This window comes from Streptomyces sp. S.PB5 (genome assembly GCF_030403745.1).
Lineage (GTDB): Bacteria > Actinomycetota > Actinomycetes > Streptomycetales > Streptomycetaceae > Streptomyces.
Genome location: NZ_JAQMWP010000011.1, coordinates 346239 through 362617 on the forward strand (window position 1 = coordinate 346239; position 16379 = coordinate 362617).

9 protein-coding genes and 1 pseudogene are annotated in these 16379 nt (G+C 69.9%); 5 read left to right on the top strand and 5 right to left on the bottom strand.

The window, feature by feature from the left end:
• Positions 1-51: 51 nt before the first annotated feature.
• Positions 52-1788 (bottom strand): IlvD/Edd family dehydratase, encoded by a 1737-nt coding sequence (locus tag PH203_RS29305; RefSeq protein WP_289923643.1) that lies wholly within the window; start codon positions 1786-1788, stop codon positions 52-54.
• Positions 1789-1917: 129 nt separating this feature from the next.
• On the opposite strand from PH203_RS29305, the gene PH203_RS29310 reads away from it, so the two are divergent.
• From PH203_RS29310 to PH203_RS29325, 4 genes and pseudogenes are all read left to right on the top strand, one after another.
• A complete protein-coding gene (locus PH203_RS29310) occupies positions 1918-2637 on the top strand; it encodes a FadR/GntR family transcriptional regulator (protein WP_289923674.1) in 720 nt (239 codons plus the stop codon).
• A 205-nt stretch (positions 2638-2842) separates the two neighbouring features.
• Positions 2843-3133: pseudogene (locus tag PH203_RS29315) on the top strand (transposase); the annotation flags it as partial.
• 118 nt (positions 3134-3251) lie between these two features.
• A complete protein-coding gene (locus PH203_RS29320; protein WP_289923679.1) occupies positions 3252-5291 on the top strand; it encodes an ATP-binding protein in 2040 nt (679 codons plus the stop codon).
• Positions 5292-5421: 130 nt separating this feature from the next.
• Positions 5422-6855: an FAD-dependent oxidoreductase gene (locus tag PH203_RS29325; RefSeq protein ID WP_289923644.1), complete on the top strand. Its 1434-nt coding sequence runs from the start codon at positions 5422-5424 to the stop codon at positions 6853-6855.
• A gap of 87 nt (positions 6856-6942) precedes the next feature.
• On the opposite strand, the gene PH203_RS29330 is transcribed toward PH203_RS29325, so the two are convergent.
• The 3 genes from PH203_RS29330 to PH203_RS29340 form a co-directional block, all read right to left on the bottom strand.
• On the bottom strand, positions 6943-8193 hold the full coding sequence (locus PH203_RS29330; RefSeq protein WP_289923675.1) for an RICIN domain-containing protein: 1251 nt from the start codon (positions 8191-8193) through the stop codon (positions 6943-6945).
• A 117-nt stretch (positions 8194-8310) separates the two neighbouring features.
• Positions 8311-11163, bottom strand: coding sequence for a glycoside hydrolase N-terminal domain-containing protein (locus PH203_RS29335; RefSeq protein WP_289923645.1), 2853 nt, complete (start codon positions 11161-11163; stop codon positions 8311-8313).
• A 401-nt stretch (positions 11164-11564) separates the two neighbouring features.
• Positions 11565-12476: a sigma-70 family RNA polymerase sigma factor gene (locus PH203_RS29340; RefSeq protein ID WP_289923646.1), complete on the bottom strand. Its 912-nt coding sequence runs from the start codon at positions 12474-12476 to the stop codon at positions 11565-11567.
• 704 nt (positions 12477-13180) lie between these two features.
• Between PH203_RS29340 and PH203_RS29345 the strand changes: the two genes are divergently transcribed.
• Complete coding sequence (locus tag PH203_RS29345; protein ID WP_289923647.1) at positions 13181-13951, top strand: FadR/GntR family transcriptional regulator; 771 nt, start codon at positions 13181-13183, stop codon at positions 13949-13951.
• Between the two features lie 58 nt (positions 13952-14009).
• Here the strand turns inward: PH203_RS29345 and PH203_RS29350 are convergent, their stop codons facing one another.
• Complete coding sequence (locus tag PH203_RS29350) at positions 14010-16361, bottom strand: RICIN domain-containing protein (RefSeq protein WP_289923677.1); 2352 nt, start codon at positions 16359-16361, stop codon at positions 14010-14012.
• Positions 16362-16379: the final 18 nt, after the last annotated feature.

A 16379-nucleotide genomic window follows, 5' to 3' on the forward strand; every position in this document is an offset into this window, starting at 1 on the left:
CGATGCTCTCCCGGGTTCGAGGGGGTGCGAGGGGGTGCGGTCACCTGGGACTCAGTGGGAGTCGCGGGGAACCTCGTGTCCACGGCTTCCGCGCAGGAAACCGAAGTCGGCGCCCTGGTCGGCCTGTTCCACGTGCTGGGTGTAAAGCCAGGCGTAGCCGCTGGTGTTCCGCTCAGCGGGTGCCTTCCATGCCTGCCGGCGTCGTGTGAGCTCGGCGTCGTCCACGTCCAGGCGCAGGGAGCGGTTCGGGACGTCGAGGACGATCGGGTCCCCGTCGTGCACCAGGGCGAGCGGTCCGCCGACGGCGGCCTCGGGCGCCACGTGCAGGACCACTGTCCCGTACCCGGTGCCGCTCATCCGGCCGTCGCAGACGCGCACCATGTCCTTGACGCCGGCCTTCAGCAGCTTGGCGGGAAGCGGGACGTTGGAGACCTCGGGCATGCCGGGGTAGCCCTTGGGGCCGGCGTTACGGATGACGATGACGGTGTTCTCGTCGATGTCGAGTTCCGGGTCGTCGGCCACCTCGTGATAGGCCTCGGGGGAGTCGAAGACCCGAGCGGGGCCGCGGTGGGTGAGCAGGTGCGGTGACGCGGCGGACTGCTTGATCACAGCGCCGTCGGGGCACAGGTTGCCTCGGAGGACGGCGATACCGGTGCCGGCCGGCTGGAAGGGGGCGTCGAGGGCGGTGATGACGTCGGAGTCGATGCGTTCGGCCTTCGCGGTGTTCTCGGCGACGGTGTGTCCGGTGACCGTGATCTGTCCGCCGTGCAGCAGTTCGCCGCCGAGCAGTTCGGCCATGACGGCGGGCAGGCCGCCCGCGTAGCAGAAGTCCTCCATGAGGTAGGTGCCGCTGGGCATCAGGTTGACCAGGGTCGGCACCGCGCGGACCAGGTCGTCGAAGTCCTGGAGGTCCAGCTCGACGCCGAGGCGTCCGGCGATGGCGATGAGATGGATGACGGCGTTCGTGGAGCCGCCGATGGCCGCGTTGACCCGGATGGCGTTCTCGAACGCCTCCCGGGTCAGGATCTGCGAGGGGCGCAGCTCCTCCTCCACCATGCGTACGATGCGCTGCCCCGCCGCCTGCGCGGTTTCCATCCGCCGGGAGTCGACCGCGGGCCAGGCCGCCGAGCCCGGCAGCTGCATGCCGAGCGCCTCAGCCAGGCAGGCCATCGTCGAGGCGGTTCCCATCGTCATGCAGTGCCCGTTGGAACGGGCCATGCACCCTTCCGCGAAGAAGCACTCCTCCTCGGTCATCCGGCCGGTCTTCAGGTCTTCCTCGAACTTCCACACGTGGGTGCCGGATCCCACGTCCTGGCCCCGGTACTTGCCATTGAGCATCGGCCCGCCGGTGACCATGACGGCGGGCAGGTCGACGCTGGCAGCGCCCATGAGCATGGCGGGGGTCGTCTTGTCGCAGCCGGACAGCAGCACGACACCGTCGAGCGGATTGGCCCGGATCAGCTCCTCGACCTCCATGGCCATGAGGTTGCGGTACAGCATGGCGGTGGGGCGCATCAGGGTCTCGCCGGTGGCCATGGTGGGGAACTGGAGTGGCAGGCCGCCCGCCTGCCACACGCCGCGCTTGACGGCCTCGGCGACGCGTGTCAGATGGGCGTTGCACGGGGCGAGTTCGGAGGCACTGGTCGCGATACCGATGACGGGACGCCCGTCGAACACCTCGTGCCCGAATCCCTGGTTGCGCATCCAGGAGCGGTACACCATCCCGCTGCGGCCCCGTGCGCCGAACCATGCCTGGCTGCGGCGGCTCGTCTTCTGACCGTCGTTCATGTAGGCACTCCCGTGGCTCTGGCGTCGTCCGCTTCGCGATGGGGCGTTGTCGGGTGAGGACCCGCAGGCCGTACCCTGTCATGCAATCATTAAATGATTCGATGAATGACGTCCAGGGGGTGAGCAGAGATCGTGGTGCACTTCCTGACCACGCATCAGCGCGTGGTCGACGGGCTCGGGCGGCGCATCGTGAGTGGCGCGTGGGAGCCGGGGGATGCGTTGCCGGTCGAGGACGCGCTCGCGGCCGAGATCGGCGTCAGCCGAGGGGTGGTGCGGGAAGCGGTCAAGGCACTGGTGGCCAAAGGGATGCTGCACGTACGCCCGCGCACCGGCACGCGCGTGCTGCCCCCGGAGCACTGGAACCACCTGGATCGTGACGTGCTGCGCTGGAAACAGGCCGGGGACGCCACGACTCTGCTGCGCGACACGGGTGAACTGCGCCGGATCGTCGAGCCCGAGGCGGCCCGGCTCGCTGCCGACCGGGCCGGCCCCGACGATGTACGAGTCCTGTACGACTGTCTGGCGGCCATGGAGACCGCGGCGGCGGAACCCGGCCGCAGCGGCTACGTCGAGGCCGACATCGCCTTCCACCGGGCCCTGCTCGACGCCAGCGGCAACCGTCTCCTCGGCTCACTGGGCCGCGCTGTCGACATCGCGCTGGAACACAGCTTCCTCGTCAGCACCCAGACCCCCGGCGCGGTGGAAGCCTCGCTGCCGGGTCACCGCGCCATCGTGCAAGCCGTCGAGGCCCGCGATCCCGCGGCCGCGGCGGCCGCCGTACTGGCCATCATCGAAGCCGCCGAACATGAGATCGCCCAGTCACCCGGCATGCCCAGCGATGCCGTATGACCTGTCACGGCTGCGACCCGGCAGTGCCACGGGCAGGGGCACGGAAGCGGTCGACGCCGACGAGATCTTCGTCCGGCCCACCGGGCAAGCCGACCGCAATCCGCGCTGCGGGGCCGCCGACCGAGAAGGAGCAGGCTGAGCAGGGCCCGCATCGGGGGCTGTTCGCGCCCTCGGGATGCGTCGTGCCCGACGGCACTACCGAAACATGGCGCGACACCGCCCGTATCCCAGCGACCTGTCCGATGCCCGCTGGAAGTTGACCGGCCCCACGCTCACCGCCGGGCACGACCTGCGCCGCATCATGGACGCCATCCTCTACGTTGACCGCACCGGGATCCCCTGGCGGTACCTGCCCCACGACTTTGCGGCCTGGGAGACGGTGTACGGCTACATCGCCACGCGGCAGAAGGAAGGCATCTTCGAGCAGCTCAACGGCGTGCTGCGGCACGTCGTGCGTGAAGCCGAAGGCCGGGATCCCGAGCCGAGCGCCTGCGTGCTTGGCATCGGCGTTGACACCCCCGGGCCATCTCTGAAGGCCCGTCAGTTTGCTGACGGGTCTTCGTGGTGTGAGTCTGCCGTGGGCCGTACGACAGGCGGCCGGGGAGGGGGGCTCCGTGAGTGGTGGACCGAGCAGGGTGGGGGACCGGGTACAGCAGGCGCGGGACCGCGTCTTCGCGGGGAGGGCGGCCGAGTTGGGCGTCTTCCGCTCCGCACTGTCCGGCGACGGGAAGGCGCCCGCGGTGCTGTATGTGCACGGGCCCGGTGGCATCGGGAAGTCCATGCTGCTGCGACGGTTCGCCGCCGAGGCGCGGGCGGCGGGGCGTGAGGTGGTCGAGGTCGACGGCCGGCTCGTGGAGCCCGCGCCCGAGGCGTTCGAGAAGGAGGCCGGGGCGGTGCTCACCGACGAGCGAGCCGTCCTGCTCGTCGACACCTTCGAGCGCTGCCAGGGGCTCGAAGGCTGGCTGCGGGACCGGTTCCTGGTCCGGCTGCCGGTCGGCGCGCTGGTGGTCATCGCCGGGCGCCGGCCACCGGACACCGGGTGGACGTCCGACCCGGGGTGGGCGGATCTGCTGTGCACGGTGGCTCTGCGCAACCTCGCCCCGGACGAGGCCACGGCTTTCCTGCACGCCCGCGGGGTGCCGCAGGACACGCGGCCCGCCCTCCTGGCCTTCACCGGTGGCCACCCGCTCGCCCTGGCGCTCGCGGCGGCGGTGGCGGTCCGCGACTCGGCGGGGTCGGCGGGCTGGGAGCCCGGCCGGGACGCGATCGCCACCCTGCTGCCCCGGCTGATCGGTGAGGTCCCCTCCCCCGTGCACCGCCGGGCCCTGGAGGTGTGCGCCCGCGCGTACGTGACCACCGAGACGCTGCTGCGTGCCGTACTCGGGGACGACGCGGCGCCGATGTTCGCCTGGCTGCGTGGCCTGCCGTTCGTCGAGTCCGCCCGGCACGGCCTGTTCCCGCACGACGTGGTGCGTGAGGTGCTGGAGGCGGACCTGCGCTGGCGTGATCCCGAGGGGTACGCCGAGCTGCACGGCCGCCTCAGCCTCCACCTGCTCGAACAGATCCGGTCGGCTCCCGAGAGCGCGATGCTTCCCGCCGTGGGTGCCTTCATGTACCTGTTCCGGACCGACCGGTACATGGCCGACTACAACAGCTGGCGCGGTGGCGAGGTGGTGTCGACCGCCTGCGAACCGGCGGACCACGCCACGGTTCTGGACCTGGTGACCGAGGTAGAGGGGCCCGCTTCGGCGACCGCCGCCCGCTTCTGGCTGGACCGGCAGCCGGAGGCGTTCCGGGTCTGCCGTACCGCGCGGGACGACGAGATCGTGGGCTTCTCGGCCTGGCTTCAGCTGACCGAGCCGTACGGCGGGGACGTCGACCCCGTGGTCGCGGCGGCCTGGTCGCACACCCGGGGCAGGGCCGCACTGCGTGACGGGGAGCATCTGGCGATGGCCCGCTTCTCGGTGACCTCGCCGCGCTACCCGAAGATCTCACCGGTCGAGGACCTCCACCAGTGGCGGGGTGTGGCGGAGGTCGCCCGCGCCGAGGGGCGGGTGGCCTGGATGTACGTCGCCATACGCTCCGGGGACTTCTGGCGGCCCTATCTGACGAGCCTCGGTCTGACGACGATCGGGGACCGACCGCGGGTCGGGCACCTCACGTACGACCTGTACGCGGTCGACTGGCGGACGCTGTCGGTACGGGCGTGGGCGGAGCAGAGGACCCGGCTGCTGCTGTCGGGCGTGTCCGGTGCCCTGGAGAAGCCGACTGCGGTCTCCGGGCAGAGCGCCGAGTACGCCGTACTGTCCCGGCCGGAGTTCGACACCGCCGTACGCGACGCACTGCGCGAGCTGTCACGGGCGGAGGATCTCGCACTGAACCCGCTCGCCCGCAGCAGGCTGACCGGCGGGCCGGGAGCCGAGTTGCCGGACCTGCTGGCCGAGGCCGTCGACGCGCTGCGTGCGGAGCGGGGCGGCGAGAAGTACCACCGGGCGGTGGCGGCGACCTATCTGCACGGCGCGCCCACCCAGGAAGCGGTCGCCGCGCGGCTGGGGCTGCCCTTCAGCACGTATCGCAGACACCTGACCGTGGGTGTCGCGCGAGTCTGCGACGCGCTGTGGCGGCGGGAGATCTACGGGACGGACCCCCGCTGACACCGCGACGACCGGGGTGAGCGGCAACGGGCAGCGATGAGCAGCCGCGGGCAGCGGACCTGTCTGGTGGGTGAGCAGCGAGCGGAACGAGGGTGGCTCCTGTAGCTGATCGGCACCAGGAGGCACTGAGATGGACGTAGTTGTGGTGGGAGCCGGGCCCGTCGGTATGACGGCCGCGTTGCTGTTGGCCCGGGAGGGACACGGGGTCACGGTGCTCGACCGGGATCCGGGCGCTCCCCGGGGCGGCGCGGAAGAGGCGTGGGGCGCGTGGGAGCGGCCCGGGGTCGGCCAGTTCCGGCATCCGCACCTCCTGCTGCCGGCGGCGTTCCGGACGCTGGCGAACGAACTGCCGGAGGTGGTCTCCGAGCTGAGGGCGCTGGGCGGCGTGCCGTGCAATCTGCTCAGTGGCGCGTGGGGTCTGGACGCCATCGGCGGGCGGCGTCCGGGCGATGAGCGGTTCGCCATGATGGCCGCCCGGCGCCCGGTCGTCGAGGCCGCTCTCTGTGCCGTGGCCGCCCGCACCCCGGGGCTCACCGTCCGCCGTGACACGGCCGTCTCCGCACTCCTCACCGGCCACGAGCGGGTGCCCGCGCGGCCGCATGTCGCCGGGGTACTCACCCGGGGCGGCGAAGCCGTGCATGCCGACCTGGTCGTCGACGCGGGCGGCCGCAACTCGCCGCTGGGCGCGATGCTCCGGAACCTCGGCGCCCCCGGGCCGGTGGAGGAACGGGCCGAGAACGGATTCCTCGCCTACACCCGGTACTTCCGCTCCGCCGACGGCAGGCTGCCCGAGATGCCGGTCTGGCGGGCGGTCCACTACGACAGCGTGTCGACCATCGCCATCGAGGGGGACGCGGGGACATGGGCGTTGTCCGTGGGGGTGTCCCGCCACGACCGCGCGTTGCGCGAGCTACGCGAATCCGGCGCCTGGCACCGGGCGGTGGCGCTGTTCCCCGACGTCGCGCATCTGGCCGAGGAGGGCGAGCCGATCAGCGGGGTCATGGCCATGTCCGGCATGGAGAGCAGGCACCGGCGGTTCGTGATCGGCGGCCGGCCGGTGGCAACCGGAGTGCTGAGCATCGGCGACGCCTGGGCGACCACCAATCCCCTCTTCGGCCTGGGCATGTCCATGGGCGCCCTGCACGCCACCGCCCTGCGTGACCTCCTGCGCTCGTCGGGCCCCGACGAGCCGGAGAAACTCGCCCTGCGCTTCGACGAGTTCACCCGGACCTCCCTGGCCCCGGTCCAGCAGGCCCTGGCCGACTGGGACCGGCACCGGCTCGCCGAGATCGACGCCGCCACCCGTGACGTCCCGGTCCCGTACGAGACCGACGACCGTGACTGGCACTTCAAGCGGGCGCTGGACACCGCCAAGCTGCGGGATCCCGAGCTGCTGCGGGCCTTCTCGGACGTCGGATCGCTGCTGGCGACCGCCGAGGAGACGTTCACCGACCCCGGCCTGGCGGAAAAGATCGCCGAACTCGGCCGCAAGGCACCCCACTACTCCGATCCGGGCCCCTCACGCGCGGAACTCCTCACCGCGGTCGCCGGCGCGGCCGCCTGAGTCCCTGAGCACAAGCCGTGGAGCGGGCCCTGACGTGCATACAGGCGCGGCCGGCCTCTGCCCGTCAGGCGCCTTCGTGGTGGCTGTTCAGAATCGGGTCCAGCGCTGGTTGGTGCCGGTGTGGCAGGTCCACACGATCACCGCGGTGCCGTTGGCCGTGGCGGCGCCGTTCACGTCCAGGCAGAGTCCGGTCTGGACGTTGCTGATGGTGCCGTCGGTGTTCAGGTTCCATTGCTGGTTCGCGCCGCCGGTGCAGTCCCAGATCCGTGCTCGGGTACCGGAGGCGGCGTTGCTCGGCACGTCCAGGCAGCGGTCCAGCACCCGTAGGGTCTGTCCGGTCTGGGTGAACTGCTGGTTGGTGCCGGTGTGGCAGTCCCAGATGTTCATCTGGGCGCCGTTGGACGAGCCGCCACCGCTGACGTCCAGGCAGCGGTCGGATGACTGGCTGCGCAGCCGGAAGGTGGTCGGGTTCGGGTTCGGCGGCTGCGTACCCGTGAAGAAGCTCCAGACCTCGCCCTTGACCCAGCTCCGGGCTCCGCTCTCACAGCCGGCGCACCCGTCCACGGGGCCTTGCTGGTGACCTCCGTCGAACGCGGCCCACACGACCGGGTATCCCGCTCGGCAGCCCGAGTAGGTGGTGGTGATGTGGGTACGGCTGCCCGCCGCGGGCTCCGGCGGGTTCTGGGGGGTGCAGCCGTTGTTGCTGACGAACCTGTCCCGCAGTCCGCGACCGGCGCCGATGTTGTCGTTGATGCCGTGGATCCCCATGTACGCGAAGGGCTGGGTGCCTCCGCTGCACCCGCTGATCCCGCCGGGCGCGGCTATCGCGGCGACCGCGCGGAAGACGTCCGGCCTGGCGCAGGCGAGTGCGTAGCTCATGGCTCCGCCGTAGCTGAAGCCGAGGGCGAAGCGCTGTGTGGTGTCGACACAGAGGTCGTTGTCGATACGCCGGAGCATGTCGTCGACGAAGGTCACGTCCTCGCCGCCGGAGTTGCCCCAGCCGTTGTTGAGGCCCTGTGGAGCGACGAAGATCGCGCTGTTGTCCGCCAGTCGCCGGAGCCCGTAATGGGCGTAGACATCGCCGTCGCTTCCGCCGCCGGCGACCTGCCCGGCGGTGCCGCCGAGCCAGTGGAATCCGAAGACCAGCCGGTATGGGCGGGTGTTGTCGTAGTTCTCAGGGATGCTCAGGATGAAGGAGCGGTTTTTCCCGCTGCTCTGGATCGTGTGCGTCCCGTTCGTCAGGGTGGGGGTGCGTCCGCAGCCGGCGGTCCCCGCGCGTGGTTCCGCGGCGGTGGGTGGCGGGCCGGCCGCGGCGCTGACTGCTGACGCGCCGAACATGGCAAGGATGAGCAGTATCACTGTCAGGGCTCGCCCGTAGAACAGTCTGTGGATCGGCATCATGCGATGTCCTCTCTGTTCGGTGACACAGCTCTGCCTGGGGCCGGTGCCTCGGCACTAGATGCGCTGGAGTTGGAATCGCTGGTTGGTGCCGCTCGTGGCCGTCCACTGGGAGATGCGGGCTCCGTCGGCGGTGGAGGCGCCCGACACGTCCAGGGCGAGGCCGCTCTGCCGGTTGACCAGACTGATCACGCCGCCGCCGTGGTCGACTGGCCGCCACTGCTGGCCGGCGGCGCCGGTGTCCGGCTGCTGGGTGACGTCGGCGCCGGCACTGTTGCTCGCGACCTGCAGGACCAGACCGCTGTGTTCGGCCCGGATCCTGTAGTGCCCGCCGTCGGAGGGCAGGAACACGAAGCGCTGGTTGAGACCGGCGGTGATCTGCCACTGGATCAGCCGCGCACCGGCCGCCGTGGACGCGCCCTCGATGTCGGCGGCCTTGCCGCTGTGCTGGGCCACCAGCCGATAGGCCACGCCGGTCTCCACCGGCCCCGACCTGACTGCGGAGGCGCGGTAGGTCTTGCCGACCTGGCCGGCGAACTCGATGAGATCGGTCTCCAGCCGCTTCGATTGGACGTCCTCGCCGCTCGCTTCGTCCCGCAGCGTGAAGTCACCGGCGAAGATCCGGCTGCGCACCCGGACCGTACCGGTTCGGTCGGGTGTGACGACGCACTCGATCCGACTGCTGCTCCACTCGGCGCCGACGGTGTACCCGCCGCGGCCGCGCAGTCCGCTCACGCGCCCGGTGGGCCAGGCGGACGGCAGTGCCGGCAGCACGTGCAGTTCGCCGTTATGGCTCTGCAGCAGCATCTCCGCGATGCCCGAGGTGGCGCCGAAGTTGCCGTCGATCTGGAACGGCGGGTGCAGGTCGAACATGTTGGGCGCCAGCCGGTCCGTTCGCACCAGGTCCCGGATCAGCTTGTGGGCCCGGCCGCCGTCCTCCAGACGCGCCCAGAAGTTGATCTTCCACGCGAGCGACCATCCCGTCCCGTCATCACCGCGCAGCTCCAGCGTCCGGCGCGCGGCCTCGTGCAACTGGGGTGTACCGCGCTTGGTGATCTGGTTGCTCGGATGCAGACCGTACAGGTGCGAGACGTGCCGGTGATTGCGCTCGGTCTCCACCCAGTCGGCCAGCCACTCCTGGACATTGCCCCTGGAACCGATCTTCGTCGGCGCCAGCCGGTCCCTGGCCGCCAGTACCTGGGCGCGGAAGGAGGCGTCCACGCCGAGGGTCTCGCCGGCGCGGGCGACGCCCTGGAAGAGGTCGCGCAGGATCTGGTTGTCCATGGTGGGCCCGGCGCAGACGGTGACGTTCGTGTGGTGCGGGAGCTCCGGGGAGTTCGACGGGTTGGTGACCAGGTGTCCGAGCGCCGGGTGGGCGACCAGGGTGTCGAGGAAGAACTGGGCGGCGCCCTTCATGGCCGGATAGTTCGAGCGGAGGAAGTCGATGTCACCGGTGAACAGGTAGTGGTCCCAGATCAGGGTGGCCAGCCAGGCGCCACCGGTCTGCCACATCCCCCACTGTGCTCCGTCGACGACGGAGGCGCCCCGCCACGCGTCGGTGTTGTGATGCGTCACCCAGCCGCCGGCGCCGTACTGCGCCTGGGCCACCCGGGCGCCGGTCACGGTCAGGTCGTCGATCATGTCGAAGACCGGGAGGAAGCATTCGGACAGGTTCGTCGTGTCGGCGGGCCAGTAGTTCATCGGCAGGTTGGCGTTGATGGTGAACTTCGAGTCCCAGGACGGGGCCATCTGGTCGTTCCAGATGCCTTGCAGGTTCGCCGGTTGGGTGCCCGGCCGCGAGGACGAGATGAGCAGATACCGGCCGTACTGGAACAACAGCGCGGAGAACTGCGGGTCGTTGACCTGCGCGTGCTGTGCGATCCGTACGTCGGTCGGCTGGTCGGCCGCCGCCGTACGTCCCAGATCGACCGACACCCGGTTGAACAGCCCCTGGTAGTCCGCGAGATGCCGTCGGCGCAGTTCGTCGACGCCGACGTTGCGGGCGGCGTCGAGGTGGCGCCGCGCGATCCCCTGGTAGTCGCCGCCGACGTTCCGGAAGTCGACGTAGCTGGAGCCGATCGACACCAGCACCGTCACGCTGGTGGCGCCGGAGACCCGCAGCGTTCCGCCCGAGCTGCTGACCGTGCCGCCGGTCACGGCGGCATGGGCCAGGGCGAGGAACCTGACGCGCCCGGTGAGGCCCTCCATGGTGCCGGAGGTGCCGTCGAGGGCGATCGTGGCGCCGTCCGGGCTGGACACGGTGGTGCGCTGTGGGCTGTCGAAGGTGGCGGTGAAGGTCAGGGAGTTGGCGCGGTCGGCCGTCAGCCGGGTCACGATCAGCTGGTCGGGTGCGCTGGCGAAGACCTCGCGCTGGTACCGCACGCCGTTCAGCACGTAGGTCGTGGTGGCCGTGGCGGTGGTGAGGTCGAGCGTCCGGTTGTGCTGCGAGGCACCGGTGGCGCTGCCGAAGGAGAGCAGCAGGTTCCCGACCGGCTGGTAGGCCAGCTGTCCGGCCGGGCTGCCCAGCATCGCCTGATTGATCAGGTCCTGCGCCGGCCCCCACTGGTCCGCGAAGACCCGTCGCCGGATCTCCGCGATGTTGGCCGCGCCACGGGTGTTGGCGGAGTCGTACGGACCGCCGGCCCACACGGTGTCCTCGTTGAGCTGGAGCCGTTCGGTGTCGATGTTGCCGAACACCATCGCGCCGAGGCGCCCGTTGCCGATCGGCAGTGCCCGCAGCCAGTCCGTACCGGCCGCCTTGTCGTACCAGAGGGCCAGGTCGCCCGCGGCCAGAACCTCCCGCGGCGCGGCCGAGCCGTCCCTGGCGACGGCCGTCCACGCACCTGGCACGATTCCTGCTCCGGCCGCCGCCCCGGCGGCGAGAAACCGTCTGCGTGTCACCTCGGACATGTCGTTCTCCCTTCATGGACCGGAGCAGGTCAGAGACTTCGGCGATGGCAGACCGCTGAGCCGGCGCGGAGCTTGCCCGCTCCGCGCCGGCCCCCTCCCAGATCGCTCGCACAGCGGGCATGTCAGCGTCATGCCGCTGCCGTGGCGCCTGGAAAGCCTTTCTGCCCGGCTTCGCCCGGATCTCCGGTCAGCAGGTGGAGTCGGTCCGGGTGAACAGCCCCGTCCGCCAGGGCAGGAATTCGATCCGTAGATCGCTTTCGACTTCCGATTTCACAGGTCAGGAAATGGAGGACGTCGTGCGTCGACGACTAGAAGATTGACAGACTGCCATGGTCCATTCAAGAGAAAACCATCAATACATCCGCTCTTTGTCCGTCGCACGACGAATCCGAGAAGCGGGACTATTGACGGCCGCTTCTCATAACCATTTCAGGCGACTTCAGACGGCGAATCGGAGTGACCGGCACAGATAAATCGCGGAGGTTTTCGTTATCGGCGGCAGGCCTGAGCCGTCGAGTTCTCTCGAGCATTGCGGCCGACCCGGCCCGTGGAACGGGAAGCAGCGCAAGGGCCACGACAAGTCGCTCCAGGGGTACGAGTTCGTCGGCGGCCCGGCCGCAGTGCGCACAGGATCGGGTGTGCCGGGTGATGCGCTTACGCCACAGCGTGCTCGGCACGCCGTCCCAGCCCCCCAGCGCGGCGGTCAACTGCGGACACCTGGGGCGGGCTTCCAGCGCGGCGACGAGTTGCCGGCTCAGCTCCAACTGGTTACGCATCCGCTGGACGCGCACACCCGCGTGAGCCACGCTCGTTCCCAGTTCGGCCGCGAGCTTCGCCCTCGTCAGCCGGCCGGCGGTCTCCAGCCACCACAGCGAGAGCAGCGCCCGGGCGTCCGGGTCGAGCCATCGACTGGCGCGGACGGTCCTTCGGCGGTGAACGGACAGCTCTACGTGGATCAGGGCCAGGTTCTCGGCGTCGGCGTCGGCGTCCGGTGGGTCGGTCAACCTGTCGAGGGGAGCCGTTCGTTCGGCGTCCGCCTGCCGCCGGTGCAGATGGGTGCTGATCTGCCGGGTCGCGATCGTGACCAGCCAGGGCCGGAAGCACTCAGGGGCGCGCAAGGTGCGCAGCTCGGGCAGTGCCCGCAGCATCGTCTCCTGCACGACGTCGTCGACGTCCGAAAGCTCACCCAGTGCCCTGCGCACGATCGTGTACACCAACGGCAGATATCTCGCGGCCAGTTCGTCGAGGGCTCGTGGATCGCCGGACTGTGCGGCGACGACCAGGTTCGTCTCGTCGGTTCGGCCGGTTCGCATCACGAGCGGGTGCGCTCGGGCGTGGCCGACCGGTAACGCGTGACGGACCGTCATCGCTTTCGCCGTACGCCGTCACCGGGAAGAACGATGCCGTTGGCGGGGTCCCGCGGCCGGGAGGCGCGTCTCCGGCGACCGGCCGGGATCCGGTCGGAGATCGCCTGGTCGCGCCGGGGGTCCGCGCATAACGCCTCTGTGTCTTCGCTGTCGCGGCTCTCGATCGCGAGGGTGCGGGCCTCGCGATGGACAACTGTCTTCATCAATCCTCCATCCCCATGGTGTCGAACGTCCCTTCCACGGTGGGTCGGCATGGTCCAGGGGCGAACCGGGAGCAGCCGTCGGCCGCCCGGCCGCGGTCATCGCTGTTTCGTCGATCCGGATGCCCAGGCCGGGCGAGTCGCCGGGCATCCCGGCCAAGTCCCGTGCACGGCCCGTGCCTTGATGTCGCACAACGCCATGTCGAACGCGTCGGACACCACACCGGACTTCCCGTCCCGGACGACGGGCACGGCAACTGGCGTCGCCGACCAGGGTGTTCGCCGCTTCATTGCTGTCCCACTCTCCTGAGGCGGCCGGCTGTCCGGCGATGGAGGTTGAGGAGGAACGCAACTCGTATGACGTATGTAACTCGTATGACGTATGATGTCAACCAGATGCCGTAGAGTAGGTGAGCATCTCTGGTGCGGGGTGCGTCCCAGGGGGTGTCAATGACGGCAGTACCGCAGTCATCCGCAGAGGCCTCCGAGGCCCCCGCCTGGAGTCGGCGCCCGGCGAATCTCGCCGCCGCGGTCACGGCCGAGCTGGTGCAGCGGATCGTCCGTGGAGTCCACCCGTCCGGTACGCCGCTGCCCCCTGAGCCCGTCCTCTGCGCGACCTTCTCGGTCAGCCGCACCGTGGTGCGCGAGGCGGTGAAGATCCTTCAGGAGAAGGGGCTCGTGCAGGTCCGCCAAGGCGCCGGCACGATGGTCACCCCGTCGGCGATGTGGAACATGCTCGACGAACTGGTCCTCGGCGCGACGATCGCGGAGGACGAGAGCCTGGCCATCCTCGATCACCTCGTCGCGACCCGCCGCGCGCTGGAGTCCGACATGGCCAACGTCGCGGCCCGTCTGGCGAACGCCGAGGTGATCGACCAGCTGCGCGCTCTGGTGGAGCGGATGGACGAACTCGTCGACGACCCCGCCACGTACCAGGAAGAGGACCGGGCGTTCCATGACGCCGTCATGCAGGCGTCGGGCAACCGCATCGGCCGTGCCGTGGTCCGCTCACTGGAGCGCCAGGTCATTGACTCCGCCCGGTACACGGGCCGAACCGGCCGCGCCTTCTGCGTCGCGTCCAACCAGGGCCATCGGCGCATCTACGAACTGATCGTCGCGCACGACCCCAAGGGCGCGGCCGAGGCGATGTTCAACCACATCACCGAGGCGTGGGTGGTACGCCGCAGCGGGCCGGGCGAACCGACCCGGCTGCGGCGTTGAAAGGGGCGGACGGGTCCTGGCCGCTCGTGGGAGCGGCCAGGCGCTGATTCCGCTTCCGCTATCGCATCGCCCACTGCTGGTTGGTGCCGCCGTGGCAGGACCAGAGGATGATCCTGGTGCCGTTGGCCGTGCCGCCGGCGTTGGCGTCGAGGCACAGGCCGGACTGGACGCCGGTGATGGTGCCGTTGGAGTTGACGTTCCACTGCTGGTTGGTCTGGCCGTTGCAGTCCCAGACGATGACGGCGGTGCCGTTGGCGGTGCCGGCGCCGCTGGCGTCGAGGCACTTGTTGCCGGGCAGGGTCAGCTGTTTGCCGGTGCTGTAGGTCCAGGTCTGGCCTGCCGCTCCGGTGCAGTCCGACAGCTGGGTCTGGGTGCCGTTGGCGGTGCTGGAGGCGGTCAGGCAGCGGCCGGACGGCACGCCCACGATCTGCCGGGCCGGCTGGGGGGTGGTGTCCTGCGGTCCGGCTGACGCGATCACGTCCTGGGCACCGGCGGGCCAGTTGCCGTTGGTGACCGTCACATTGCCGGAGACCACGTTGCCGCGGTCCCCGTTGGTCACGTTCGTGCTGCCGTTGGTCGACCAGTTGTCGGTGAGGGTCCAGTTCCCCATGTTCTCGCCACCCCAGTAGTTGGCCGTCGCCCATGTACCGGTGTTCGAGAAGACGTTGTTGGTGGCCTTGTAGTACTTCGAGCCCTCGTCGAAGTACAGCCCGAAGTATCCGTTGGTCCGCAGGCAGTGGTTCCGGCTGATCAGTGCGTTCGGGTTCCATCCGAGCGTGTAGATGCAGCCGCCGTCGTTCATCTGCTGCATGACGTCGTGGATGTAGTTGCCGATGAGCCGGTTGTTGGACGCGGTCGTCGGCGTCGTGTAGCGCGGCTGGTAGTTGTACAGGCCGCGGCCCGCGTAGTGGTCGCTGCCGCCCGCGTCGTTGGAGCCCCAGCCGTAGCCGATCGACATGCCGGAGTACGGCATGTTGTAGACCTCGTTCTGGGAGACCGTGCTGCCCGTGACGTACGTGGTCAGGACGGAGACGATGCCCCGGTGGTCCGCCCCGAGGTCGTGGATGCGGTTGTTGCTGATCGTGATGTCCTTGTTGACCATGCGCTGGTCACTGGGGTGATGGGCGTCGGCGCGGACGCCGCCGACGAGGATGCCACCGGCCGAACTCCGGGCGATCTCCGACCGGGTGACCGTGATGTTGCCGGCGCCCAGGCCGACGCCGCTGGCGTGCGCGCCTGCGTCGTTGCCGATACCGATGGCCGTCTGGCCCAGGTTGACGAACCGGGAGTCGCTGAAGGTGATGTTGTTGGCGGCGGAGATCTGCACGGCGGCGGGCATCTGCTGCCAGTTCGGCCGGGTGGCCTCGAACTGGGTGCAGCCGTTGTGGCAGGAGTCGAAGCCCGGCCAGTTCCAGTTGCCGGCGATGTACGCGCCGGTCTGCTGGTCCACGTAGCCCTGGTTGCTGCTGGGGCCCAGCCAGCTCGTGCCGGTGAAGGTGATTCCGCTGAACGTGATGTGGTGCGCCGGCTCGCCGTAGGTGCCCCCGAGGTTCACCAGCGACTGCAGCGTGGGCAGTTCCACGCTGACGGTGCTCATGTTCTGCCCGGCCAGGGGGATGTAGTACAGGGCTCTGGTCGTGGGGTTGAGGTACCACTCGCCGGGCGAGTCCAGGAATTCGTACGCGTTGGACAGGTAGAACGGCCCGGCCCGGTGCGGCTTCATGAGGGTGTCGTAGCCGAAGTTGTTGTTGTTCCACGCCGGCTGCTGCATCGTGATGAAGTTACCGCTGATGCTCTGCACCGGCGAGTACCGGTCGGTGAAGGAGTTGACGCTCTCCACCTCGACCCGGCTCTGGTTGGAGAGGTTGTTCAGATAGTTCAGGGCACTGTTGGAGAACCTCATTCCGGCGCTGGAGCCTGTGAAATCGGCCCTGTTGACCTGGGTGCGGGCCCGGGTGGCGACGGCGCCGTCGACATAGAGCTGCCGGGTGTCGAGACCGGCGGGCACGTCGGCCTTCCAGATGTTCTTGCCGGCGTCGGCCACCGACCAGCCGGTGACCGCACGGGCCCCGGTGATCACCGGGCGCGCCGACGGGGCGGCCTGCCACACGACCGTGTGGCCGCCCGATCCGGAGTCCTCCGCCGTCAGCCGGAAGGGCTGGGCCAGCCGGTACACCCCGTCGGCCAACTGCACCACGATGTCGTCCGACATGGCGTCGTTGAGCGATCGGACCGCCGCCTGCGCGGCAGTCAGTGAGCACGGCTGAGCGCTGGAACAGTCGGTGCCGGTGCCGGTTGGCGCGGCGTACAGGGTGAGGGGTGCCGCGGACGCGGGTGCGGGGAACGCCACCAGGGCGGTCGCAGCCAGGCCGCCTGTGACGACTGCGGTCAGCAGCCGCCTTCCTAGCATGAGAGGGGTGAACACATT

Bases quoted from the DNA above. Each gene is read 5' to 3' on its own strand.
- PH203_RS29305 (WP_289923643.1), bottom strand. From the start codon at position 1,788: ATGAACGACGGTCAGAAGACGAGCCGCCGCAGCCAGGCATGGTTCGGC.
- PH203_RS29325 (WP_289923644.1), top strand. From the start codon at position 5,422: ATGGACGTAGTTGTGGTGGGAGCCGGGCCCGTCGGTATGACGGCCGCG.
- PH203_RS29330 (WP_289923675.1), bottom strand. From the start codon at position 8,193: ATGTTCGGCGCGTCAGCAGTCAGCGCCGCGGCCGGCCCGCCACCCACC.
- PH203_RS29335 (WP_289923645.1), bottom strand. From the start codon at position 11,163: ATGTCCGAGGTGACACGCAGACGGTTTCTCGCCGCCGGGGCGGCGGCC.
- PH203_RS29340 (WP_289923646.1), bottom strand. From the start codon at position 12,476: ATGCGAACCGGCCGAACCGACGAGACGAACCTGGTCGTCGCCGCACAG.
- PH203_RS29345 (WP_289923647.1), top strand. From the start codon at position 13,181: ATGACGGCAGTACCGCAGTCATCCGCAGAGGCCTCCGAGGCCCCCGCC.
- PH203_RS29350 (WP_289923677.1), bottom strand. From the start codon at position 16,361: ATGCTAGGAAGGCGGCTGCTGACCGCAGTCGTCACAGGCGGCCTGGCT.